This window comes from Thalassospira sp. SM2505, from assembly GCF_054901115.1.
Window position 1 is genome coordinate 4,322,506 of sequence record NZ_CM142731.1, and the last position, 22,495, is coordinate 4,345,000.

Sequence of the window (22,495 nt, forward strand, 5' to 3'; positions counted from 1 at the left end):
CCGTGTATCCGGGGGCTGCAAAGCCCCCGGATTTCTGCACATCTGGTCAATCCGGTAAAAAGGAAAATCCGCCATGAGCAAACCGGGATACATCTATCTTGTCGGGGCCGGGCCAGGAGACCCGGAATTGCTGACACTCAAGGCCGCACGTCTTCTGGACCGCGCGGATGTTGTCGTTTATGACCGGCTTGTTTCCGAAGATATTCTTGATCTGGTCAATCCGTTTGCCGAACGCATCTATGTTGGCAAATCAACCGGGCGTCATAGCCTCAAACAATCAGAAATCAACACATTGCTGGTGCATCTGGCGCATTCCCACCAACACATTGTCCGTTTAAAGGGGGGAGACCCCTATATTTTCGGACGTGGTGGTGAAGAGGCAGAGCATCTCAGCCTTCATGAAATTCCCTTTGAAGTTGTGCCCGGCATTACAGCTGCGGCCGGATGTATGGCCAAGCTGAACCTGCCACTGACCCACAGAGGTCTGGCAACCGGTGTCCGTTTTGTTACGGGACATATGCAGGCCGACGCAATGCCAACGCATGACTGGCGATCATTGGCCGATCCCAACACGACGCTTGCGATTTACATGGGGGTAAAAACAATGCCCCTCATCGCCGACAAGCTGATGGAACATGGTCTTTCGGGAAACACCCCGGCAATGATCATCGAAAATGGCGCCACCCCGGAACAGCGGCATTTTCAAACCACGCTTGATCATCTGTGTACAGACCTTGACCGCATGCATGTAAACCCGCCCTGCATGATTGTCATCGGACGGGTGCTGTCACTGGCAGACCGGCTGTCATTGCCCGCTACCAGATACATGGTTGATGACACCGATCAGTCGATATCGGTTCTTTCTGACAAAGCCCTGCATTATGCGAAAACGGCATAAAACCATAGGCACGCTTGTGGCGGGATGGACATTTCTTGTCGCGGGCCCGGCTGTCGCGTCCGAGCTTCAGGAGCATGCCCGGACGCCATCTGCTCTGGAACAAATGGTGCGTCAGGATTGCGGTTCCTGTCATGGCCTGACTTTCAAAGGCGGACTCGGATCGCCATTGCTGCCCGAAAATCTTGAAAATTACAGCGTCGAAGATCTGAGCTCCATCATCCTTGACGGATTGCCGGGAACGGCGATGCCACCGTGGCGCGCAATCATCAGTGAAAGCGAAGCTGCCTGGATGGCCCGATACCTGAAAACAGGAGGATCCAAATAATGCCGCGTTTCTTTCCTGCGAAGACAAGGCGTTCGCCATTTCGCCCGTTAGCGACCCTGATCGCAATCGGAGCCGCAATTGCGTTGAATGCCTGTGCATCCTCCCCCGTTGCCCTGCGGGGAACGGCCGATCTGGCAACTGTTATTGCCCGTGCAAGTGGCGAGGTCGCCATTCTTGACACCAGCAACAAACAATTTACCGGGATAATTGGTGGTCTGGGTGATCTTTCTCATGCCTCCATCGTTTACGCCCGTGATGGCCGGTTTGCCTTTGTGTTTGGGCGAGACGGCGGCTTGACCAAGGTTGACATCCTCAGCCACGAAATTGTGGCACGGACCCTGCAGGCAGGCAACAGCATCGGCGGTGCAATCAGCCAGGACGGAAAACTTGTTGCTGTCGCCAATTACGAACCCGGCGGTGTCCGGGTATTTGACACGGAAACGCTGGAATTGGTTGCCGATATTCCGACCACGATTGATGGGGGGCCCGACCGGTCAAAGGTAATTGGTCTTGTCGATGCGCCGGGCAACCGGTTTGTCTTTAGTCTTTGGGATACGGGTGAAATCTGGATTGCCGATTTCTCGGCAGGGAATACACCATCTGTCACACGATACCAGAATATAGGCATCCAGCCCTATGACGCACTGATCACGCCGGATGGCCGCTATTACATTGCCGGACTGTTTGGTGAAGATGGCATGGCATTGCTTGATCTTTGGCATCCGCAATCAGGTCCGCAACGCATCCTTGATCACTATGGCAAGGGCGAGGAACGGCTACCGGTTTACAAGATGCCACATCTGGAAGGTTGGGCCATTGCGGGCAAGCGGGCCTTTGTTCCGGCGGTCGGTCGCCACGAGGTTTTGGTGATCGACACCGAAACCTGGCAGGAAGTCGGTCGCATTCCCGTTCATGGACAACCGGTATTTGTCATGGCCCATCCCGATGGTCGCCATGTCTGGGTCAATTTTTCAGTTCCCGATTATGACACCGTGCAAATCATCGATACTCAAACTCTGGCAATCGATGGTGAATTGAAACCCGGCACCGGTGTCCTTCACATGGAATTCAGTCCCCGTGGCGATCAGGTCTGGCTGTCGGTTCGCGATGACAACAAAGTCGTCGGATATGATCCCTATACCCTGAAACCGATTGCAGAACTTCCTTTGCCCAGCCCAAGCGGCATCTTCATGTCCGACCGCGCAGGCCGGATCGGGTTGTAGGAGGATCATGATGCAAGAACGCCTTTCCCCGACACAACAGCAACTTATCGAGGCCTTTCAGCGCGGTTTTCCAACCACATCACGCCCGTTTGCAACAATCGCAGAACAAATCGGCAGCGATGAAGGCAGCGTTATGGCAGCCTTCGAGGATCTCAAAAACAAGGGGTATCTTGCCCGCATCGGGGCGACTTATGCCACGGGGCGGGTCGGGGCATCCACCCTTGCGGCAATGGAAGTCCCGCAATCCGAACTGGAAAAAGTGGCCGAAAAAATCAGCCGCTTTACCGAAATCAATCACAATTACGAACGCGAAGATAAACTCAATTTGTGGTTCGTGATCACCGGCGCCACCCGGAATGACCTTGTCAGGACAGTTGAAGCCATCGAGGCCGAGACAGGTCACACGGTTCATCTGATGCCGATGATTGAACATTACCGACTTGATTTGGGTTTTAACTTGCAATGGAACTGACCGAACTTCATCACCGGTTGATTGAACAGCTGCGCGACGGCCTGCCGATTTGTCCGCAACCCTATGCTGTTATTGCCAACACGTTGGGGATAACAGAAGAAGGCGTCATTTCCGCGCTGGATCAACTGATTGAAAATGGCCTGGTCAACAGGTTCGGTATGATATTGCATCACCGGGCACTGGGATATCAGGCCAATGCGATGTGTGTGTTCGATGTCCCCGACCCGATGGCAGCAGATATCGGGCAAGCAATGGCAAGATTGCCTTATGTCACCTTGTGTTATCGGCGTGAACGCGTGGCAGGGGTTTGGCCCTTTAATCTTTATTGCATGATCCACGGACGGGACAAACACACTGTTCGTGCGCAAATCCGCCACATGACCGCGCGGCTCGATCTTTGTGACATGCCGCAGAAAGTCCTGTTCAGCAAACGATGCTTTGCCCAGCGCGCAGGTAAGTATGGCGCAGTGCCTTTTACTGCAAAGAACATGGCAGGAGGACAACATGGATCAGCTTGAACGCGATTTGCTTAACAATCTGCAAGGCGGTTTTCCTATTTGCGCCCACCCGTTTCAAGTTCTGGCCGAACGCCTTGGCTATTCTGAAGATGTCCTGATTGAAGGCGTCCAGCAACTGATTGCCAAAGGATATATCAGCCGCTTTGGACCACTTTTTAACACCGAAAAGCTTGGGGGGGCCGTGTCACTTGCTGCAATGGCTGTTCCGCCCGAAAGGTTTGATGCGGTTGCTGATCAGGTCAATTCCTTTGAGGAAGTTGCCCATAATTACGAGCGCGATGATCGGTTGAACATGTGGTTTGTGGTTCTGGCCAGCGATGAAATCGCACTGGCTAATGTTCTTGCCGAGATTTCTCGCGAAACCGGGTTGGAGGTTTTGAACTTTCCCAAGGAACAGGAATATTTTCTTGAACTCAAGCTGGAGGTACCGGAATGAACAACCCTGTACCAGTTCCTGAACTTGACGAAATTGACGAAGCCCTGATCCGTGCGACACAGTCGGGGCTACCGATCACTTCGACCCCCTATGGCGATATCGGTCTTGGCATCGGTTTAAGTCCCGATGAAGTCGAACAACGCCTGCAGCGCATGCTTGATATCGGTGTCATCCGGCGGATCGGCATCATCCCCAATCACTATCAGTTCGGTTACCGCGCCAACGGCATGAGCGTCTGGGACATTGATGACGACAGGATCGACGAGATGGGTGAAACCATCGGCGCTCTTGATTTCGTGTCCCACTGCTATCGGCGGCCACGGCATTTGCCGGAATGGCCGTTCAATCTGTTTGCCATGGTTCATGGCACATCACGCGACATCGTCGAAGCCCACGTTGCGGAAATTCGCAAAATTCTGGGCGATACCGTTCATGACCACCGCATTCTTTACAGCCGTCGCATTCTGAAAAAGACCGGCTTGCGCTGGCGCAAAAGCAAGGAGCGGAAATGCTGCGAGTAAGCCAATATATCCGGGCCGCGATCGAGATTGCCGAAAACGGCGGATCCGTACCTGCGTCTTCCCGCAAACATGCCCAGCTTGCCAACCGGGGACCAGTCGTAATCTGGAACCTGATCAGACGTTGCAATCTGACATGCCGGCATTGCTATGCCTCTGCCGTGGATAAGGATTTCCCCGGGGAACTAACCACCGCACAGGTTTTCAAAACAATGGAAAATCTGCGCGATTTCAATGTCCCGGTTCTGATCCTGTCTGGTGGCGAACCTTTGATGCGACCTGACATTTTCGATATTTCGGCCTACGCCAAGGAACTTGGGTTCTATGTCGCCCTGTCAAGCAATGGCACGCTGATTGACGAAACCAACATCGATCAGATTGCCAAGGCCAATTATGATTATGTCGGAATAAGCCTTGATGGGTTGAACGAAACCCATGACTATTTCCGGCGTCTGGACGGTGGATTTGATCTCGCATTGCGGGGCGCAAAACTGTGCCGCGATGCCAAACTGCCCGTCGGCATCCGTTTCACCATGACCCGAGAAAACTATCAGGATTTGCCGGGTCTTCTCGATCTGGTTGAACGCGAACGGATCGACAAATTCTATTTCTCTCATCTGAATTATGCGGGACGCGGTAACCATAACCGCAAGGATCACGCATTTTACAACATGACCCGTGACGCCCTGTTGATGATCTTTGCCCGTTGCGAGGCAGACCTGAAAGCCGGTATCGCACGCGATTATGTGACTGGTAACAATGATGCTGATGGCGTTTTCCTGAAATTCTGGATCGATCAGCACTATAGCAGCGCATCCGAACACATCACCCGGATGCTTCGCCGCTGGGGTGGCAATGCATCAGGTGTGAATGTTGCCAATATCGACAATCTTGGAAACGTTCATCCCGATACGATGTGGTGGCAGCATACGCTTGGCAATGTTCTCAAACGGCCGTTTTCCGACATCTGGCAGGATATCAGCGACCCATTGATGGCCGGGCTTAAACAACGGCCTCGCGCGGTCGGGGGACGTTGCGGGGAGTGCCAGTATCGCGACATTTGCGGCGGCAACACCCGAACGCGTGCCTATCAGCTTACCGGTGATCCCTGGGCTGAGGATCCCGGCTGCTATCTTGACGATGCGGAACTGGGCATTACCGGTCATCATGATCGACTGGAAACGGTCCCGTTTGCCGCAACAAGACGCCGCGGTCAGGTGGAGCACGCATCATGAGAACCCCGTCTGGCACCTTTCTGCGAAAGCTTGCCATGGTCACGGCCCTGACCACAGTGGCCGCGATGCCTGCATTTGGCCAAGAAACCTTTTCCCCATCCCAGAAGGCTGATGCCGAAGCACTTTATGCCACCCATTGCGCCGTTTGCCATAACGGTGACCGATTGGGCGGAATGGGACCGGCACTTTTGCCCGAGAGTCTTGAAAAACTGCGTGGCAAAACGCTTGAGGGCGTTATCTCAAAGGGCCGCGCGGCAACACAGATGCCTGCGTTCGAAACCGTTCTGGATCAAACGGATATTACCCTTTTAGGTGAATGGTTGCGTCAACCACTTGCCAAGATACCCGGTTGGGAAATGGCCGACATTGCGGCCAGTCATGAAGTTTTTGTCGATCCGGCAACATTACCGGCCAAGCCAAAGTTCAATAGTGATCCGCTTAATCTGTTCACCGTGGTCGAAGCCGGGGATCACCATGTCACCATACTTGACGGCGACAGCTTCAGCCCGCTTGACCGGTTCCAGACCCGCTTTGCCTTGCATGGTGGTGCGAAATATTCACCGGACGGAAGATTTGTCTATCTGGCTTCCCGCGATGGCTGGGTGCAGATGTATGACCTTTATTCTCTACAAATGGTTGCCGAAATTCGTGTTGGTCTGAACACCCGAAATGTTGCGGTTTCCAGTGACGGCCGCTACCTGATGGCCGGCAATATGCTACCGCACAGTCTGATCCTGCTTGATGCTTACGACCTTCGACCATTACGACTTATTCCGGTTGCTGGCGATCGCGGGAAAACATCGCGCGTATCGGCTGTATATACGGCACCACCGCGACAAAGCTTTATCATTGCGCTGAAAGATTTGCCTGAAGTCTGGGAGATTTCCTATGCCGATTCTCCCCGGCCGGTATATCCGGGCTTTGTTCACAACTACGAAGAAAATATGGTCGAAGCGCTTGATGTGCAGCACGGACCATTTCCTGTTCGACGCATAAGACTTGCCGACGGGCTCGACGATTTCTTCTTTGATCAGGAATATCGTTATCTGATCGGTGCGGCCCGCAATGGACGGGACGGACAGGTGGTCAATCTGAATGTCGGGCGCAAGGTTGCCGATATTGCCCTTGAAGGCATGCCCCATCTTGGATCGGGCATTACCTTTGAATATCAGGGGCGACAGGTTCTTGCCACACCGCACCTTAAGGATTCAAAAATCAGCGTTATCGACATGACGACCTGGGAAACGATCAAGACAATTGAAACGCTTGGTCCCGGCTTCTTTACCCGCAGTCATGAAAACACGCCTTATGCCTGGGTCGATGTGTTTTTTGGTCCTGATAAGGACGCCGTCCATATCATCGACAAACGCACCCTTGAAATCGTCAAGACACTGCGTCCCGAACCGGGCAAGGTTGCCGCACATGTTGAATTTGATAGCAGCGGCAAACACGCCTTGCTTTCGATCTGGGACGATGACGGGGCTGTCATTGTTTACGATGCCGATACGTTCAACGAACTCAAACGCATCCCGATGAAAAAGCCGGTCGGAAAATATAACGTGTTTAACAAGATCACCTATTCCGAAGGCACCAGTCACTAACAGCAGCGACGTAAATATATCAGGGCATCATTAAAACAATGATGCCCTGGCTTGCGAAAACACCAACAAGAATGACGATCAGAAAGGCCATGAATAACCCGCGCCAGCTTCCTGCGGCTGGTCCCAGCCCCAGATAGAACCGCAAGATCAGCCAGGCCTTGCAACAACCAACCGCCATAATAAAGCCGACCGAGATCAGTCCCAATGACCGTTGAACTGCGCCATCACCGGTCAATCCCAGAACGAGCGACAGGATCGTTATGGCACTTGCCGCAAGCCAAACCCGGACCACAATCCGGGACGATGTTTCGGTTGTTCCCGACATAACGGCATCATTTTCATCAAGTTCTGAACAGGTTTCTTGCGCAGCCATCTCATCTCACCAGATAGATCACAGGGAAAACCAGAACCCAGACCATGTCGACCATATGCCAGAATGCTGCGGCGGTTTCGACATTGATCCGGCTGGGCCAGATTGCAACAACCCCCAGAATGCCAAGCCCCAGAACGACATGCAGGGCATGAAAGCCGGTAATCAGAAAATAAAGCGTGAAAAATGTCGTGCTTTCCAAACCGATCCCGGCATCGAACTTGGCTGTGTATTCCATCAATTTGATAATCAGGAAAATCACCCCGAAGATCGACGTTGCCAACAGCCATAGCCTGCTCCCCGACCGATTGTCTTCATTGATTGCTTTGGTTGCCAAAACGGCAAACAGTCCACTGGTCAGCAGCACCAGCGTATTGATACCGCCTGCCAATCTGTCCAGTTGCAACTGATCCTGCGCAAATCCGGCAGGATCGCCAATTCGAACTGCCGAAAACACCAGTAAAAATGCCCCGAAGACGACAAGTTCGGACAAGATCAATACCCACATGATCGGGTGCCCAGGCAAGTGTTCGAGACCGCCCCAGGAAGCTTCGTCGTCAGGTATTTCTGTGTCACCGGGGCTCAAGACGGGCTGTTTTTGAATGTCGCCCTGCATCATCACCGCACCAGTTGTCGATAGATGCGCGGCAATGCGGATGGTAACTTTTCAAGCCGGGCGACAATCGCATGGCCGCCAACGCCAAAGATATAGGGGAAATAGTCCTGCGCCTTGCGGTCCACGGTCACCCCGAACAGACCAATCCCGGCCTGTCGACATTCGCGGACTGCACGGCGACTGTCCTCGATGCCGTATCGTCCCTCGTAATGATCGATATCATTGGGTTTGCCGTCCGTAATGACCAGCATCAGGCGATGCTGGTGAGGCCGTTCACCAAGCAATTTTCCCATATGCCGTATCGCGGTTCCCAGACGGGTATAATACCCCGGACGCAGTCTTTGAATCCGGTTCTGACATTCGACTGACCAGTCTTCGCTGAAATCCTTGATCGCGTTGATCCGGACCCAATCGCGCCGACGCGAGGTAAAACTGTAAACCCCGAAATCATCACCACAGGCATCAAGTCCGCCAGCCAAAACCGAAAGGGCCTGCTTTTCAACATCAAGAACACGATTGTCCTGTATCCAGGCATCCGTCGACAATGAAACATCAATCAGAACCGCAACCGAAAGATCACGGGCCCGCCGCACGGTATCAAGATAAATCCTGTTGCTGAGCTCGCCGTTGCCTTTCTGGTCACATTGCGCACGAATGACCGCTTCAAGATCAAGTTCCCCACCATCAAGCTGGGCGCGCAACACCTCATGGCGCGGGCGAAATGCCTCAAACTGGCGACGCACCTGACGGATCTGGCGTCGTTCGGTTTCTCCGGGCTGCCAGATGTCGGTCTCGCTGACATTTTCGTCACCTGACTGCATGATGACATTGCAGAAATCCGGGCGGTAAGATTGTTGCCGGTAATCCCATTCGGGATATGTCCATTTGCCAATCACGCGCCCTTCGTCTGCTTCACGCGGTGGCAGATCAAGATCAAAACGCAGTTTGGTCGCTGCCTTTCGCTTGCAATCGGAAATTTCCATTTCCTCAAGTTCGTCAGCCGCTTTCTTGGCATTCTGTTCTTCTTCGTCATCCATCGGCCGATTGACATTGACCATTTCGGCAATCGAAAGAATCTTTTCAAATCGGTTCAGGGCAAGCGGGTCATTCCGCCCGGCCTGATCATTCTTGCGCCGACGGGCCTGTTTTTTACGTTCCCGATCACCATCCTGGGCGGGTTCGTCGGGATCGTCAGCGTCAGCCTCACCATTTCTGCCTGATGTACCGACATGAACGGCCTCCCCCCAAAGGGGCACCGGCAGGAACGGTGCATAACGAAGCGGCTTAAGACCCGCTTCCCTGATCTTTTGCGCAATATCCTGCGCATCTTGCTGACAGTCGAAAATCAGGGACCAGACTGGATTTGTGTTTTCAGGTCCCGACTGGTCAAGGCTGTTTTGCACGCATTCTTCGATCTGCTGTTCAAAAGGCGGCAGACGACGGACGGGCCGCAACGCGGCAAAGGCTTCGAATAGCCGCTGGCGCAAGGCAAGAATGCCAGGGAAATTCTTTTGCACGGCACGGTCTGTTTGCATCGCGCGGACAAGACGCATGATATCAGCAGCGAACGCATCTTCCTGCAAGGCAGGTTGCGGCTCCGAAACCGCAAACCATGCCATCAGCCAGACATACAAATCGCGGTTAAGCGAACTGTCGGGGAACAACGAAATGACAGGCGGCATTTTTACCGCGCTCTCGTTCATTTCAGCCATGGCAATTTGTTCATCGACAAGTCCGATCCGCTGTCGCCAGCTTAGCCGGTGTGTCGAAACACGCTTATCGATCTGACAAAATTCAAGGGCCGGATCGCCACCCAATGTCCGAAACAGGACCGGCAGATATGACCGTAAATCGGCGAAGCGAACTGCCTGTTCCGGATATTCGCGGTAGCTTTCCTGATGACGCGTGGCAATCCGGTGCCACAACATCCCCACCTGTTCTTCGAATTCAAGAAAATCAAAGCTCATGACACCCTCCCGCGGTCAGCCACGGATGATGCCAATTGCTTCGCGCAGACCGGTTATAATGTCACGATCATCGCTCAACGGTTCGATAATCGCTGCCTGGATCGCATCATCGAAAGCAACACCGGTTTTAAGCAATGTTGCGCAATAGACCAGCAACCTTGTCGAAGCGGCTTCTTCAAGGTCAATCCCGGCCAGATTGCGGATATTGCCAGCTATACGCACAAGAATGCGCGCACCTTCGGCATCAATTCCGCTTTCGCGCATAATGATATCGGCTTCGGTATCGGGGTCGGGGAAATTGAACTCAACGGCCAGAAAACGTTGCCGCGTAGAAGGTTTAAGCTGCTTGAGAAGATTCTGGTATCCCGGGTTATAGGAAACAACCAGCATGAAATTGTCCGGCGCTTCAAGCAATTCACCTGTGCGATCAAGCGGCAGCAAACGACGATCATCGGTTAGCGGGTGGAGCACGACCGTCACATCTTTTCGCGCTTCGACCACCTCATCAAGATAGCAGATCCCGCCATTGCGCACGGCACGCGTCAGGGGACCATCCACCCATACAGTTTCGCCCCCCTTGATCAGATAGCGGCCTGTAAGGTCGGCAGCGGTCAAATCATCATGACAGGAAACGGTATAAAGCGGCATGCCAAGCTTGGCGGCCATATGCGATACAAATCGGGTTTTTCCGCATCCTGTCGGGCCCTTCAGCAGAAGAGGAAGATGGCGTTGCCATGCAACTTCAAAAAGCTGCTCTTCATTGCCGGTCGGCTGGTAAAACGGAACAGGAACCTCGGGAGTTGACTGTTTAAGAGCGGTAGACATCGTAATGCTCCTGCACTGGATAAGGCAAAAAAGGTAACGGCCGACATCGAGAACCGGTCGGCCGTTACCAGCAGCGTGTCACCAATTAAAAGAACACGAACCAGGTCTTTCTGACTTGATTACCGTCATTCGGCCGGCTGGCTGATCCGTGTTGCGGCACGAGATGCGCGGGGCACCACCACCAAAGACCAGACGATCAGCACAACACCAATCAGAACCGCGACACCCGCCCCAAGACGCATCCAATAAAACAGGGCAACCTGATCCTGAACGTCCATGTAGTTCATGCCCAGAACGCGTTGCAGATGAGTTTGCACAACACCGGCAAAAGTCAGGGTAAAGGTCATGAATGCCATACCGCTTGTCGTGATCCAGAAGCCCCACATATTGAGCTGCTGGTTAAAGGGTTCACGCCCGCGAAGATACGGCAGTGCATAGGTAAAGATCGCAAGGTTGAGCATCACATAGGCCCCGTAGAAGGCCAGATGCCCGTGAGCTGCCGTTACCTGTGTACCGTGGGTGTAATAGTTGATGGACGACAGGGTATGCATGAAGCCCCAGACGCCAGCCCCGAAAAACGCCATCACGGAACAACCAAGCGACCACAACAGGGCAGCCTTGTTCGGATGGTCACGGCCACCTTTCCACACCATGTAGAAACAGAATATCACCATGGCAAAGAACGGCACGACCTCAAGTGTTGAAAACACATTACCGATCCATTGCCAGTAACCCGGCGTTCCGATCCAGTAATAGTGGTGGCCGGTCCCGAGGATGCCGGTAAACAGCGTCAAAGACACCATGACGTAAAGCCATTTTTCAACAACTTCGCGGTCGATACCGGTCATCTTGATCATCAGGAAGGCCAGGATTGACGCCATGATCAGTTCCCAGACACCTTCGACCCACAGATGCACCACATACCACCAGTACATCTTGTCGACGGCCAGGTTGGACGGGTTGTAGAAGGCAAACAGGAACAGCAATGCGACAAACCACAATGCGATCATCAGGACGTTTGAAACCGCTGTTTTACGTCCTTTGAGCAAGGTCATCGTTGTGTTGTAAAGGAACATCAGTGCCACAACGACAATACCGACCTTGATCGGCAGCGGCTGTTCAAGAAACTCGCGGCCTTCGTGGATGCCGAAGATATATCCGACAACAGCGGCGGCCGCTGCAATCATGAACAGCCAGAACTGGATAATCGCCAGTTTGGGGCTGTGAATCTCTGTCTCGCATTCTTCGGGCAGCAAATAATATGCCGCGCCGAAATACCCCATCAACAGCCACACAATCAGCGCATTGGTGTGAATCATGCGGATGACGTTAAACGGCAGCAATTCGGACAGAAAATTGGGGAAAACATAAACAGTGCCCGCAACAACACCGAACAGAATCTGGGCTGCGAACAATGCCAGTGCGCCATATATGTAATATAGCGCAACCTTTTGAGATTGATATTTCATTGTAGCCTCGTTTCCATCAGCACCGGTCAACCCGCCTCGTTAGGCGGCCAGTTCTGCGTATCGATTTCACTGGTCCATTTCAGGAAATCGACAAGCTGTTCCAGTTCCTGATCTGAAAGGTTGAATTGCGGCATCTGGCGACGGCCCTCGATACCTGACGGCTGAGCCTGCATCCATGATTTGAGCATGTCACGCGCTCCTTCCGGATCATCCTTACCGCCATACCGCACCCAGACATTGCCAAGTTCGGGTGCATAATAGGCACCTTCCCCCAGAAGGGTGTGGCAGTTGATGCAGGAATTGCGTTCCCAGATATGCTTGCCCGCTACAACAGATTCTGTCAGCTGATCCGAATTGCTGGACTCGTTGACGATATAGTTGTGGCTATGCAAGGTCAGTCCAAGAAAGATGACCAGGAAGAAGATCGTTCCGCCGTAAAAGATGTTTCGGGCGGCAGATTTTGTCAGACGTTCCGACATTTGAACGAATCCTCACTCCGATTGACAGTTCCAAGCCGCTCTGTCCCCAAAACGGCATTCTCGCATCATTTGCCAAGCCTGCATTTCGCTCCTTGATTGCCGTCAAACGAAAAATTCCCGCCATTTGGCGGGGGCATGTGCGGGAACAGCTAACGGAGCAGAATTGCCGGTTTCAGGTGAATGTGACCAAACAGGGTGTCGAACGGTTTGATCGCCAGTCCTTTGTGATCGTACCTTGCACGACGGGGACACCATTTTATCGCGTTGAATTTCGCAGCATTGGGCTGGCTGGCCGAGAAAAGAAGTGTAGAATATACATGTTTAAATCTGCGTCTGAACACGGATCGAGCTCGCCATGCGCCTGACCCACTTCACCGACTACACCCTGCGGGTACTGATCTATCTTGGCTTGCATCAGGATCGTCTGGTCACGATTGATGAAATCGCCAATGCCTATGAAATTTCGCGCAATCATCTGATGAAGATCGTTCACCATCAGGCCCGCACAGGGGTGATTGAAACCGTTCGGGGCAAGGGCGGCGGCATGAGACTCGGTCGCGTCCCTTCGGAAATTGGCATTGGCAAGATTGTTCGGGATACAGAACAGGACATGGCGCTTGTCGCCTGCTTTGACCCCGCACATCACGGTGAATGCCGGATCGAAAGTGCCTGTTTCCTGCGACATGCCTTGATGGAAGCAAGCAATGCCTTCTATCGGACTCTCGACAATTACAGTCTGGCGGACCTTTTAAAGCCGCAAGCCCAATTATCCTCGTTGTTTTCTCAATCCTCGCCGTCAGTGTGAGACACTGATCACCTCAAGCGGAACACGGCTTCCCGTCGTATAAGTGCGTTCCTGCAAATTTAAACAGGCTGCCATGCCTTAACATGTATTCACATTACATCTTTAAACATGTATTTTGTTTACATGTTTAAAGATGTCGGAACATGTACCGAAGGAAACCAGCTATGTTCGAATCACTTTCCACCCAGAACAATATGGCCTCCCTTTCCCGCGAAAACGAAATGGAAGCTCTCCGTGCGCGTGTCGCCGAGCTTGAGCAGGAACAGAAGATCACCCGATCCATTTTTGGAAATCTGGCTGCCTTTGGAGACTCCCTGATTACCGTGCGCGAGTCTTTTTCCGACCTGTCCGCCTTGCTGGTTGAAACCAGTCGCGCCAATCAAGATGCCCGACATCAATCCGGTGAAAGCCAAACCGGCCTGAAAAACATGTCATCGCACATCACAGAAATCAGCAAGCACATCCGTGCGGCCTCTGCACAAATCAGCACGCTAAATGACAATGCCGGACAAATCGGCTCTATTCTTTCGATGGTTGATGATGTGTCGCGTCAAACCAAACTCCTGGCATTCAATGCAAGCATCGAAGCCGCACGTGCCGGAGAAGCCGGAAAGGGCTTTGCGATTGTCGCGACCGAAGTCCGTGGATTGGCCAATCGCGCAACCGAAGCAACTTTGGAAATCGGCAAGCTGGTTCGTAAGATCCAGTCACAAGCCGATAGTGCCGATCGTGACATGAAAACCAATGCGGGCTCTGCTTCTGATCTGGAATCAGATGCCAATACACTTCTGACAAGAACCCAGCATATCCTTGATATTTCGACCGAAGGACAGTCCGCAATGTCGATGGCTGCCATTCTTAGTGAAATAGAACTAGCCAACCTTGAAGAACTTGAACTCAAGCTTGCCGTCTATCGGGTTTTCATGGGGCTATCGGATGCAACCGAAGCAGACTTTCCGCCGGAAACCGACTGCCGATTGGGGCAGTGGTATTACGATGGCAGTGGCCACGGTCTTTTTGCCGATATGGTTGATTTCAAGGCGCTTGAAATCCCGCATCGCCAAGTCCACGACAATGCCCGCAAAGCCGTGAGCTTTTATCGTCAGGGGCAACTTGATCTTGCCCTTCAGTCCTTGCAAGCCATGGAACATAACAACCTTGATGTCATGCAGCGCTTGCGCAACATGATCCGAAAGGACCGGGCGGCCCAAGCAGCCCGGTCAAGCACATCTTTAACGGACGCGGCGTAACGTCTTTACATATTTTCAGGCCAACATCCTCCGGCGATATTTCGGACCAGAGGATGTCGGCCTGATACCTTTAAGCCTGCTTCTCACATGGCGTATCGCGAGTAATCCCGATGTCTCCGAAGCTTGCCATATTATTGTGACACTGTGCCGCAGCCCGGACAATCAACCCGGCAAGCACGGCTCCGGTGCCCTCGCCCAGACGAAGGTCAAGATCAAGCAACGGACGCTTTCTGATCCGGTCCAGCAATAACCTGTGCCCCGGCTCCGCTGATCCATGCCCGACCATGCAATGCATCAGGCTTTTGGAAGATGTTTCATGCAGTGTGGCCGCTGCCGCACTGCATATAAACCCGTCAAGCATAACCGGAATGCTTAGCAGCCGGGCGGCGATAATCGCCCCGGCCATCGCAACGATTTCCCGGCCTCCGACACAGCGCAAAACGTCCAGACCATCTTTCACCGACATATCGTGGCAGGCTTTTGCCTGCTTCACGATATTGATCTTCCGCTTGTACTGATCGCGGTTGATACCTGTTCCCGATCCTACCCAGTCGCCCGGCGTACCATCCCACATGATATGGCAAATTGCCGCAGCAGATGTTGTATTCCCGATCCCCATTTCCCCCGGGCACAGGAACGAGGCATCCGGGTTCACTGCCTCCATGCCGATACGAAAAGCATCAACGCATTCATCTTCGCTCATCGCTGCTTCAACGGTGAAATCACGGGTCGGACGGTCCAGATCAAGGGCTCGCACTGTCACCTCGGCCCCAAGTTCCGTACTGAACTGATTGATCGCGGCCCCGCCCTTTGCAAAGTTATCAACCATCAATGCCGTGACGGACGGTGGAAAAGCAGAAACATCATGCTGCACAATTCCATGGTTTCCTGCAAAGACACAAACTTGCGGGTAATCCATTTGCGGAACGTCACTTTGTTGCCACCGGCACAACCAGAAAACAATTTCCTCAAGTCTGCCCAGGCTGCCGCGCGGCTTTGTCAGTTCAAGGTCCCTTTGCCGTGCCTTGATCACCGGCCCTTCATCGGCCATCGGCAATGACCCGAGCAACGCCCGGATATCATCAAGCGACTGGATGCCCTCTGAAATATTTGTCTTTTCGTGCTTTGCACGGGTTTCCAACATTCAACCTTCTCCTGGAAAGGCAAGATTGCGGCAGTTCTGCCACGACCTTTTCCATCGGCACACAATCTTGTTGAAACGTGTTTTACTCGTCTTCTGGCTCCCGGTCGGAACGCTCCAAACTGCCTTCCCGAATGGATTGCTCATTCAGTGACTGCCGCTCTGGCATTGTTTGCAGCATACCGGTTACAGCGGCGGGACCGCTGCGGATTTTCACCGCATTCCGTTAGCAAAACTCACTATTCCCCAAAGGCAAAAGGCCACGGCCACGGACCTTGATCCAACCCCCGTGACCTTTCGCTCAATGCGGGTAACCGATGGATTAAGACACCAGCACCAGCCCGTGAACTTGATCATCGTCAAATCGCTTGGCGCGATAAAAGCCCGACCAGTTTGACTTGACCAGCATCAAGTTCGCCTCTTTTCGCAAATGATAATTGTTATCACAAATATTCCCGCACCGATTATTCGGCGAAACAGGCGGGCCGTATTCGCAACCCCGTCTGTTTTACCGCAACCGCCATTTTTTGATCTGAAAGGTAGGAATATGTTCAAGAAACCCGTTCTTCTGACCGCCGCACTGGCATCGTGTCTTGCAATCTCGGGCAATGCCTTTGCAACTGATGATGCGGAAATCAGGGGCCTTGAGAATGTCAAACAGTTTACACTTGATCATAATGAACGACTGATCTCGCAGGCAGGCTTGCTTGAAAATGCAGTGTCTGCCTATGCCGATATCATCGCATCACATGATGGAAACTATGCTGCTGCCTGGCAGGCCAAAGGCCCTGTTCTGGCCGGTCAGATACAAAATATCCGAACACTCTGGCTAGAAGCATCCAACCAGTATGAAACCATTGAAGGTATCGTTGCCGGGATCCCTGAAACCGCAAAATATGACCTGATCCTTGATGCTGGCAATCCCGGAACCGAAAACGAGGATATCGCCCAATACGATCTGACACTCCCTGACGGAACCGTGCTTTCCCGGCCGGGAAACCTTTTCCACGGCATCACGGAACCCCTGTTCTGGGGCATGGAGGAAAGCCATATCAAGCTGGTCGCAGACCTCAATGACGATGGCAAACAAGCACCGGGAGAAATGCTTTTTGATGCCAATCTCGGACTTGGTGCGGCACAGGCCCTGACGCACTGGGCCAAAAAATTGCATAGCGACATGTCGGTCTGGAAGCCGAACCGTGACGATGCCTTTACCTCGGTTGTGACAATGACACCAACAGTTGGCGACTATTTCGGTGAGTGGAAGGAATCCCAGTTCATCACCGGAGAAGTCGGTGCCTTTGTCGCGCAAAGCCGCCTTGCCGATGTTCAGGGGATCATGGGCGGGTGCAAAAAAATGTATTTCAACGCCATCTCGCCAGTTGTTTCCGCTGATAATCCCGACCTTGATAGCCGGATCAAATCAGGCTTCGAAGAACTTCTTTCGCTGGTTGAGGATACCTATGCCCGCGAAAAGTCCGGTGAAAAATTCGGCATTGAAGAAGCCGATGCACTGGGCAACGAGGCCCAGGATATTGCCGACCGGATTGTCGCAATGATCCTGCAGGCCGCAGCCCAGAACAAAGTCAATATCCGCGGCTAATTTGTCCCGCATCAATCAAGCCGGCGGACATTGAAGTCCGCCCGGCTTGACGACCAGCAAGAACAGCCATGACGACAAAAAACACAACTTTCCCGCTTTCAACTGTCCAGTACGTTCCTGCACGTGCAGGTGTAATGAGCCTGATCCGCGCGAACTCGCGGATGCAGGTTCTGACATATCTTTTTGCCCTCCTGCTTGGCACCGGACTTTATCTGGAATTCTTCGCCGGACATAACTGGAACGCTGGTGAAACTGTTTTGCTGTTTCATCTATTTGTCGGGCTGATTTTTACTGTCCTGTTTCTTGTCTGGGTCGCGAGCCATATCAAACAGGGTCTCGCGACAAGTCAGCGCAAAATATTCACCGGACTGAGCTGGTTGCTGATCGCAAAATACATTCTGATCATCGCAACCGGATGGCTGATGGTCGTGCCCCCTGCAATCTACCTGACCGGGAAAATCTGGTTCTGGCAGTTCGAAACAACCTATCTCCTGACTTTTCTGCATTTATGGGGGGCCGTCACTGCCATGATCGGTCTGGTTATTCATCTGGGGTTGCGGCACTGGTGCAACCCGACCCCGCATTCAAACCGGGGGGAGAAATGAAAAGACAACTCAAAGCCAATCTCCCGCTTTTGATATCTGGCTGTATCATTGGCATCCTGATTGTCGTTTCCCTTTATCTTCTACGCCCTCCCGCGCCGGAACCGGGCATCGACCTTGTCAATATCCCGTTCTATCAGTTGCCCTTTGGACCGGATGAAAATGGTGCAGAACGGCCTTTCTGGCCGTCGCGACTGCAAACCGATAACGGTCGTCTTGTCGATCCGTCAAAAATTCAGTCCGCCGCAACCTGTGCCACCTGTCATCAAAAGGAATTTGATGAGTGGGCCCCGTCGCTGCATGCCATAGCCGGTCGCGACACAGTTTACGAACGCGCTGTAGAGGCCAATGAAAACTTGCACCGTGACGGGATCGAACGTGCACGGTTTTGCGAAGGATGTCATGCACCGGGTGAAGTTCTGGCAGGACGTACCAATCGCTTCAAATCTGTCATGCCTTCAGACGCCGAGACCGAAGGGATCAGTTGCGTCATGTGCCATACCGCTACCCATGCCGACCCTCTTGAAGGCAATGGGGCGCTTACCCTAGCTGTGAATACCGGTGTCGATCAACTCTCCAACCCGATGATCCTTGCCGCACCGCGTGATCATGCCCGTGCCTTTGGTGCAGCCAAGACCAATGCCCTGATTGCCAGCGCTGATTTCTGCGGCGGATGCCATACCGAAAACTATGATCAATCGATGTCCAAGGCGACAACAAGACAACATGTCCAAAGCACCTTTGTCGAATGGCGCGACAGCTGGTACGCCCAAAATGACATCACTTGTCAGGACTGTCACATGGCGCCGGATCCGGCATCCTATGTTCGACAAATCCGCGACGGGGACATTCGCAAACCTGAACGCTATGCCCATAACTTTGTCGGGGCAAATTACCTGATGTTTGATACCTCTCTTGGATCAAACCTGACATGGTTACGCGGCGGGATATTGCCAGGACTAACCAAAGAACAAAACACTCGCCTGATTGAAAAACAGGGAACGGCAACATCAGCCCTGTTGCGCGCTGCTGCCGGACTTGCCCTGAAAGGCAGTCACATTACCGATAACCGGCTCGTTTTTGACATCGCCGTACAGAATCTTGGTGCTGGTCACAACCTGCCAACAGGTGTGATCGATCAGAAATATATGTGGCTTGAAATTGTGGTTTCGGACGCAAACGGCTCGGTGATCTATCATTCCGGCAGCTTCGATACCGAACGCGGGCAAACCGATCCAGACGCGGTTATCTGGCGCGAAGACTTTCGCGACAGTGCGGGCAATCGCATTCCCGATCATCTGACTTTCATAACCGCAGAGATAACGCATCTGCGCAAAGGCGTCCCCCCAAAAGGCGAAGACATCGTTACCTATGACGTTGCGCTTTCCGGTGACAACACCGGCCCTTACCAGATCACCGCACGTCTCTGGTACCGGGTCGCCACCCAGGAATTTATCTTCAACACATTGAAGACCGACCTGATTGTCCCTCCCTTCGAACTTGTCAGCGCAACGTTCAGTCTTCCTCCAGATAAAAAGGTACGGCCATGACCCCCTGTATTTTCCGATTGGCTTTACTGACCTTCGTGATCATCGCAGCCCCGCTATCAAACGGTTTTGCTCAACCAAACCTTGCCTGGCAGGATGCCGAAGAATTACAGAGCACAAGTGCCTCTCTGATCCGGGTGATGTATCGGCCTGTTGATCATGCTCTGGAAGAAAAGGTGGCAGGCAAACTGGCCAGAATTCAGTCGCTTTGGAACGACCATCTTGCCGCCTCCTTTGAAATCGCTGTTCCGGATCAGGCCCGCACTGTTTCCGACGCGCTGATTGATTACGCAAACGCGGTTTCAACATGGAACCCGGCCAAAGCGGCATCTGCCCATGCCGACATCCGCACGGCAATACTCCATGGTGCATTTGCAAGAACTGTTGATCTTCTGAATTCCGGTGATGTCGAAACTGCATCACAATGGCTGAATATCCGTGAATATGCCCGCACATCGCGCGACACGGCCGCCAGTATTGCCATGCGCGAAGCACTTTCCGGTCGTCTTTCCCCTCTTCAGACCCGCGATATCATCAAGACTGAGTTACTTGGCATTTATGCCAGCGAATTACGACGCGCCCTTGCCGATGCGCGAACCCATCTTGCACAGAACTATACCGTCCAACTGGCCGGAACCATTGCCCGCACCCAAGGCTTGCACCGCCTTCTTGCAGGTAACATTACCGAACGGCTTGGCCCGCAAAAGGGCACTGAAATCAGCAACATCATGACCGGGTTACGCACAACATCCGGGGGCGACGAGCTTGAGACAAACCTTCAACATCTTCAGGATCTGTTCGCGACCTATGCCCCGACCAGCCTGCCACAGGATGAACTCGAACGACGGGTCCGGCTTCTGGCGCGCTTTTTGAATCTGATCCCGCTTGAATATGAAAAAGGTGTTCGCGACGGCGAAATCACCATTCCGTTTGAATATTTCGAAGCACAGCTTTTCCGTGACCGTGCCCAGATGATCTATGGCGATCTTGGTCATGACCTCTCACAACACCACCCCCGATCTTTCGACCAGCTTGGTACTATTCTCGACGAGATGAAATATCTGATCAGCAGCAAGGGAAACCCTGAGCAAATCCGAAATCTTGCCACCGAAGGGCAGGAAATCATTGCCGACACCTATGGCAGTGACACGGCCAATGGCGGATACAAGGCATCATTGCTGCTGCTTCCCGATCTGTTTGACGAGATTTTGCTGGTTGCCCAAGCCGGCGACTGGGCCGAGGCAGAGCTTAAACGGCTGGAAGCCTATGCCTTTTTCGATCCCGATATTGAACAACGGCTTGTCCCGCGTTCGCCTTCTCTTGCCCTGAAACTGGAATCAGATTTCTGGGAAGGCAGCATCACGGAACCAGGCTTGGGCAAACTCATCGCTGATCACGGCCCTCTGGAGCCCCTTAAAATCACCGTTGATCGGATGAAACGACAAACCACCGAGGCGTCGACCATCCTCGACACACAATTGTCCTCGCTTGGTGCTTTCGTTCAATCTCTTGCGATTTTGTTGCGCGAAGGGCTTGAGGCCGTCCTGATTCTTGGCTGCATGATCGGGGCACTTAAATCAAATGGCGTCAAAGCCAAAGGACCGAACGGATGGTTATGGCCGATCACGCTCGGCATCACCCTGGCCCTGGCAGGATCTTTCCTTCTGTGGTTTGCCGTCGGAAAACTGTTTGCCATGAGCACCTTGCAACGCGAACTCCTTGAAGGAGGCACCGCCCTTGTTGCAGCTGCCGTGCTTTTCTATGTGACGCACTGGATTTTCCGCAAAGCCTATGTCGGCGACTGGATGGTTGAGATTAAACACAAAGTCGCGCTGACCTCCGATGCAAGAAAAGGCGACAAACAGAAGTTTCTTGGCTGGTTCACCCTGCTTTCGCTGGCTTTCCTGATTGTCTTTCGCGAAGGCTTCGAGACAGTCTTGTTTTATGAAGCATTGCTGATTGATGCGCCGACACTGCCGGTTCTTGGAGGATTGTTTACTGGCACAGCTTTGTCCCTTCTGGCAGCTTTCGCCGTACTGGGGCTGGAAACGAAATTGCCGATAACCACTTTCTTCCGGACAACAGGGATTCTTTTGGCAATTCTTTGCATCATGCTCGTCGGCAGTGGCATCCGGGGCCTGCAAACCGCCGCGATTATGTCCGCCACCCCGGTTTCATGGTTCCCGGATGCACCCTGGTTGCAGTTGTATTTCGGTCTCTACCCGGTAACGGAAACCCTGCTGGCACAGGGACTGCTCGCGGCCATTCTGATTATCTCATTGGCCATTCCAGCATGGTCACGTATTCGAGCTGTGAAAACCTGATTAGATGTGTGGGCAGGATTAGCGCTCGCTTTGCTCGCTCAGCTCCGGCCTTTGGCCTCTGCAAAGAACCTTTGAGCAAACAGGCAACAGATAGATTTGAGGATGATGCGAGAGCGCAGTCTGCGCACGGCTGTCGCCGTGCTCAACCTTCGAGCTAAAAAGGTGCCACTGGCACCTTTTTCATACGCTCTCAGCCTTCAGTTATGAGAAGGCTCACAACCAAGGAAAGCAACAGGTTCGAAGACTGTCTCTGCGGGCAATAAAAAACCCT

Annotated in this window: 22 protein-coding genes and 1 riboswitch; of the genes, 15 read left to right on the forward strand and 7 right to left on the reverse strand. The window is 53.0% G+C overall.

Annotation, left to right across the window (positions count from 1 at the left end; translation table 11 throughout):
• Positions 1-73: 73 nt before the first annotated feature.
• From cobA to ACTU44_RS20240, 9 genes are read left to right on the forward strand one after another with little or no spacing between them, the layout of a single operon-like run.
• Positions 74-898 carry a uroporphyrinogen-III C-methyltransferase gene (gene cobA / locus ACTU44_RS20200; protein ID WP_462096224.1) on the forward strand — a complete coding sequence of 275 codons (825 nt, stop codon included), beginning with the start codon at positions 74-76 and terminating at the stop codon, positions 896-898.
• Between the two features lie 16 nt (positions 899-914).
• Positions 915-1,223, forward strand: a complete 309-nt coding sequence (locus ACTU44_RS20205; RefSeq protein ID WP_258548684.1) for a c-type cytochrome — start codon at positions 915-917, stop codon at positions 1,221-1,223.
• A complete protein-coding gene (locus tag ACTU44_RS20210; protein ID WP_462096225.1) occupies positions 1,223-2,446 on the forward strand; it encodes a cytochrome D1 domain-containing protein in 1,224 nt (407 codons plus the stop codon). Before ACTU44_RS20205 ends, ACTU44_RS20210 begins: the two co-directional genes overlap by 1 nt.
• 7 nt (positions 2,447-2,453) lie before the next feature.
• The gene (locus tag ACTU44_RS20215; protein ID WP_462096226.1) at positions 2,454-2,918 is read left to right on the forward strand and encodes an Lrp/AsnC family transcriptional regulator; all 465 of its coding nucleotides are present in this window, start codon (positions 2,454-2,456) and stop codon (positions 2,916-2,918) included.
• On the forward strand, positions 2,909-3,436 hold the full coding sequence (gene ahbB, locus ACTU44_RS20220) for a siroheme decarboxylase subunit beta (protein ID WP_462096227.1): 528 nt from the start codon (positions 2,909-2,911) through the stop codon (positions 3,434-3,436). The genes ACTU44_RS20215 and ahbB (ACTU44_RS20220) overlap by 10 nt, the downstream gene beginning before the upstream one ends.
• Entirely contained in the window at positions 3,423-3,872 is a 450-nt protein-coding gene (locus ACTU44_RS20225; protein WP_114098076.1) for an Lrp/AsnC family transcriptional regulator, read from the forward strand. Before ahbB (ACTU44_RS20220) ends, ACTU44_RS20225 begins: the two co-directional genes overlap by 14 nt.
• Positions 3,869-4,393, forward strand: a complete 525-nt coding sequence (gene ahbB / locus ACTU44_RS20230) for a siroheme decarboxylase subunit beta (protein WP_114098075.1) — start codon at positions 3,869-3,871, stop codon at positions 4,391-4,393. The genes ACTU44_RS20225 and ahbB (ACTU44_RS20230) overlap by 4 nt, the downstream gene beginning before the upstream one ends.
• Positions 4,381-5,625, forward strand: a complete 1,245-nt coding sequence (gene nirJ, locus ACTU44_RS20235; protein WP_462096228.1) for a heme d1 biosynthesis radical SAM protein NirJ — start codon at positions 4,381-4,383, stop codon at positions 5,623-5,625. Before ahbB (ACTU44_RS20230) ends, nirJ begins: the two co-directional genes overlap by 13 nt.
• Positions 5,622-7,226, forward strand: a complete 1,605-nt coding sequence (locus ACTU44_RS20240; RefSeq protein ID WP_462096229.1) for a cytochrome D1 domain-containing protein — start codon at positions 5,622-5,624, stop codon at positions 7,224-7,226. The genes nirJ and ACTU44_RS20240 overlap by 4 nt, the downstream gene beginning before the upstream one ends.
• 19 nt (positions 7,227-7,245) lie before the next feature.
• On the opposite strand, the gene ACTU44_RS20245 is transcribed toward ACTU44_RS20240, so the two are convergent.
• The 6 genes from ACTU44_RS20245 to ACTU44_RS20270 form a co-directional block, all read right to left on the reverse strand.
• The gene (locus ACTU44_RS20245; protein WP_462096230.1) at positions 7,246-7,599 is read right to left on the reverse strand and encodes a cytochrome C oxidase subunit IV family protein; all 354 of its coding nucleotides are present in this window, start codon (positions 7,597-7,599) and stop codon (positions 7,246-7,248) included.
• Position 7,600: 1 nt separating this feature from the next.
• Positions 7,601-8,104: a cytochrome c oxidase subunit 3 gene (locus ACTU44_RS20250; RefSeq protein ID WP_462096231.1), complete on the reverse strand. Its 504-nt coding sequence runs from the start codon at positions 8,102-8,104 to the stop codon at positions 7,601-7,603.
• A 110-nt stretch (positions 8,105-8,214) separates the two neighbouring features.
• Positions 8,215-10,179: a nitric oxide reductase activation protein NorD gene (locus ACTU44_RS20255; protein WP_462096232.1), complete on the reverse strand. Its 1,965-nt coding sequence runs from the start codon at positions 10,177-10,179 to the stop codon at positions 8,215-8,217.
• 15 nt (positions 10,180-10,194) lie between these two features.
• Complete coding sequence (locus ACTU44_RS20260) at positions 10,195-11,004, reverse strand: CbbQ/NirQ/NorQ/GpvN family protein (protein WP_114098071.1); 810 nt, start codon at positions 11,002-11,004, stop codon at positions 10,195-10,197.
• 125 nt (positions 11,005-11,129) lie between these two features.
• A complete protein-coding gene (locus ACTU44_RS20265; RefSeq protein ID WP_114098070.1) occupies positions 11,130-12,473 on the reverse strand; it encodes a cbb3-type cytochrome c oxidase subunit I in 1,344 nt (447 codons plus the stop codon).
• A gap of 26 nt (positions 12,474-12,499) precedes the next feature.
• Positions 12,500-12,952, reverse strand: a complete 453-nt coding sequence (locus ACTU44_RS20270; RefSeq protein WP_114098069.1) for a c-type cytochrome — start codon at positions 12,950-12,952, stop codon at positions 12,500-12,502.
• 355 nt (positions 12,953-13,307) lie between these two features.
• On the opposite strand from ACTU44_RS20270, the gene ACTU44_RS20275 reads away from it, so the two are divergent.
• Together ACTU44_RS20275 and ACTU44_RS20280 are read left to right on the forward strand one after the other, a co-directional pair.
• Positions 13,308-13,757, forward strand: a complete 450-nt coding sequence (locus ACTU44_RS20275; RefSeq protein ID WP_114098068.1) for an RrF2 family transcriptional regulator — start codon at positions 13,308-13,310, stop codon at positions 13,755-13,757.
• Between the two features lie 164 nt (positions 13,758-13,921).
• A complete protein-coding gene (locus ACTU44_RS20280) occupies positions 13,922-15,007 on the forward strand; it encodes a methyl-accepting chemotaxis protein (protein WP_181850232.1) in 1,086 nt (361 codons plus the stop codon).
• 70 nt (positions 15,008-15,077) lie between these two features.
• Here ACTU44_RS20280 and cobT read toward each other — a convergent pair whose 3' ends face one another.
• Positions 15,078-16,151, reverse strand: coding sequence for a nicotinate-nucleotide--dimethylbenzimidazole phosphoribosyltransferase (gene cobT / locus ACTU44_RS20285; RefSeq protein ID WP_220150302.1), 1,074 nt, complete (start codon positions 16,149-16,151; stop codon positions 15,078-15,080).
• 88 nt (positions 16,152-16,239) lie between these two features.
• A riboswitch (cobalamin riboswitch) is annotated at positions 16,240-16,373 on the reverse strand.
• Positions 16,374-16,695: 322 nt separating this feature from the next.
• On the opposite strand from cobT, the gene ACTU44_RS20290 reads away from it, so the two are divergent.
• The 4 genes from ACTU44_RS20290 (at position 16,696) to ACTU44_RS20305 (ending at position 22,224) form a co-directional block, all read left to right on the forward strand.
• A complete protein-coding gene (locus ACTU44_RS20290; RefSeq protein WP_114098066.1) occupies positions 16,696-17,751 on the forward strand; it encodes an imelysin family protein in 1,056 nt (351 codons plus the stop codon).
• Between the two features lie 68 nt (positions 17,752-17,819).
• Complete coding sequence (locus tag ACTU44_RS20295; RefSeq protein ID WP_181850230.1) at positions 17,820-18,356, forward strand: hypothetical protein; 537 nt, start codon at positions 17,820-17,822, stop codon at positions 18,354-18,356.
• Complete coding sequence (locus ACTU44_RS20300) at positions 18,353-19,903, forward strand: multiheme c-type cytochrome (RefSeq protein WP_462096233.1); 1,551 nt, start codon at positions 18,353-18,355, stop codon at positions 19,901-19,903. The genes ACTU44_RS20295 and ACTU44_RS20300 overlap by 4 nt, the downstream gene beginning before the upstream one ends.
• Entirely contained in the window at positions 19,900-22,224 is a 2,325-nt protein-coding gene (locus ACTU44_RS20305; RefSeq protein ID WP_462096234.1) for an FTR1 family iron permease, read from the forward strand. The genes ACTU44_RS20300 and ACTU44_RS20305 overlap by 4 nt, the downstream gene beginning before the upstream one ends.
• Positions 22,225-22,495: the final 271 nt, after the last annotated feature.

Coding starts and splice junctions, on each gene's coding strand:
- ACTU44_RS20245 (WP_462096230.1), bottom strand. CDS start 7,599: ATGGCTGCGCAAGAAACCTGTTCAGAACTTGATGAAAATGATGCCGTT.
- ACTU44_RS20215 (WP_462096226.1), top strand. CDS start 2,454: ATGATGCAAGAACGCCTTTCCCCGACACAACAGCAACTTATCGAGGCC.
- ACTU44_RS20240 (WP_462096229.1), top strand. CDS start 5,622: ATGAGAACCCCGTCTGGCACCTTTCTGCGAAAGCTTGCCATGGTCACG.
- ACTU44_RS20265 (WP_114098070.1), bottom strand. CDS start 12,473: ATGAAATATCAATCTCAAAAGGTTGCGCTATATTACATATATGGCGCA.
- ACTU44_RS20300 (WP_462096233.1), top strand. CDS start 18,353: ATGAAAAGACAACTCAAAGCCAATCTCCCGCTTTTGATATCTGGCTGT.
- ahbB (WP_462096227.1), top strand. CDS start 2,909: ATGGAACTGACCGAACTTCATCACCGGTTGATTGAACAGCTGCGCGAC.
- ACTU44_RS20225 (WP_114098076.1), top strand. CDS start 3,423: ATGGATCAGCTTGAACGCGATTTGCTTAACAATCTGCAAGGCGGTTTT.
- cobT (WP_220150302.1), bottom strand. CDS start 16,151: ATGTTGGAAACCCGTGCAAAGCACGAAAAGACAAATATTTCAGAGGGC.
- ahbB (WP_114098075.1), top strand. CDS start 3,869: ATGAACAACCCTGTACCAGTTCCTGAACTTGACGAAATTGACGAAGCC.
- cobA (WP_462096224.1), top strand. CDS start 74: ATGAGCAAACCGGGATACATCTATCTTGTCGGGGCCGGGCCAGGAGAC.
- ACTU44_RS20290 (WP_114098066.1), top strand. CDS start 16,696: ATGTTCAAGAAACCCGTTCTTCTGACCGCCGCACTGGCATCGTGTCTT.
- ACTU44_RS20270 (WP_114098069.1), bottom strand. CDS start 12,952: ATGTCGGAACGTCTGACAAAATCTGCCGCCCGAAACATCTTTTACGGC.
- ACTU44_RS20280 (WP_181850232.1), top strand. CDS start 13,922: ATGTTCGAATCACTTTCCACCCAGAACAATATGGCCTCCCTTTCCCGC.
- ACTU44_RS20275 (WP_114098068.1), top strand. CDS start 13,308: ATGCGCCTGACCCACTTCACCGACTACACCCTGCGGGTACTGATCTAT.
- ACTU44_RS20305 (WP_462096234.1), top strand. CDS start 19,900: ATGACCCCCTGTATTTTCCGATTGGCTTTACTGACCTTCGTGATCATC.
- ACTU44_RS20210 (WP_462096225.1), top strand. CDS start 1,223: ATGCCGCGTTTCTTTCCTGCGAAGACAAGGCGTTCGCCATTTCGCCCG.
- ACTU44_RS20250 (WP_462096231.1), bottom strand. CDS start 8,104: ATGTGGGTATTGATCTTGTCCGAACTTGTCGTCTTCGGGGCATTTTTA.
- ACTU44_RS20255 (WP_462096232.1), bottom strand. CDS start 10,179: ATGAGCTTTGATTTTCTTGAATTCGAAGAACAGGTGGGGATGTTGTGG.
- ACTU44_RS20260 (WP_114098071.1), bottom strand. CDS start 11,004: ATGTCTACCGCTCTTAAACAGTCAACTCCCGAGGTTCCTGTTCCGTTT.
- ACTU44_RS20295 (WP_181850230.1), top strand. CDS start 17,820: ATGACGACAAAAAACACAACTTTCCCGCTTTCAACTGTCCAGTACGTT.
- nirJ (WP_462096228.1), top strand. CDS start 4,381: ATGCTGCGAGTAAGCCAATATATCCGGGCCGCGATCGAGATTGCCGAA.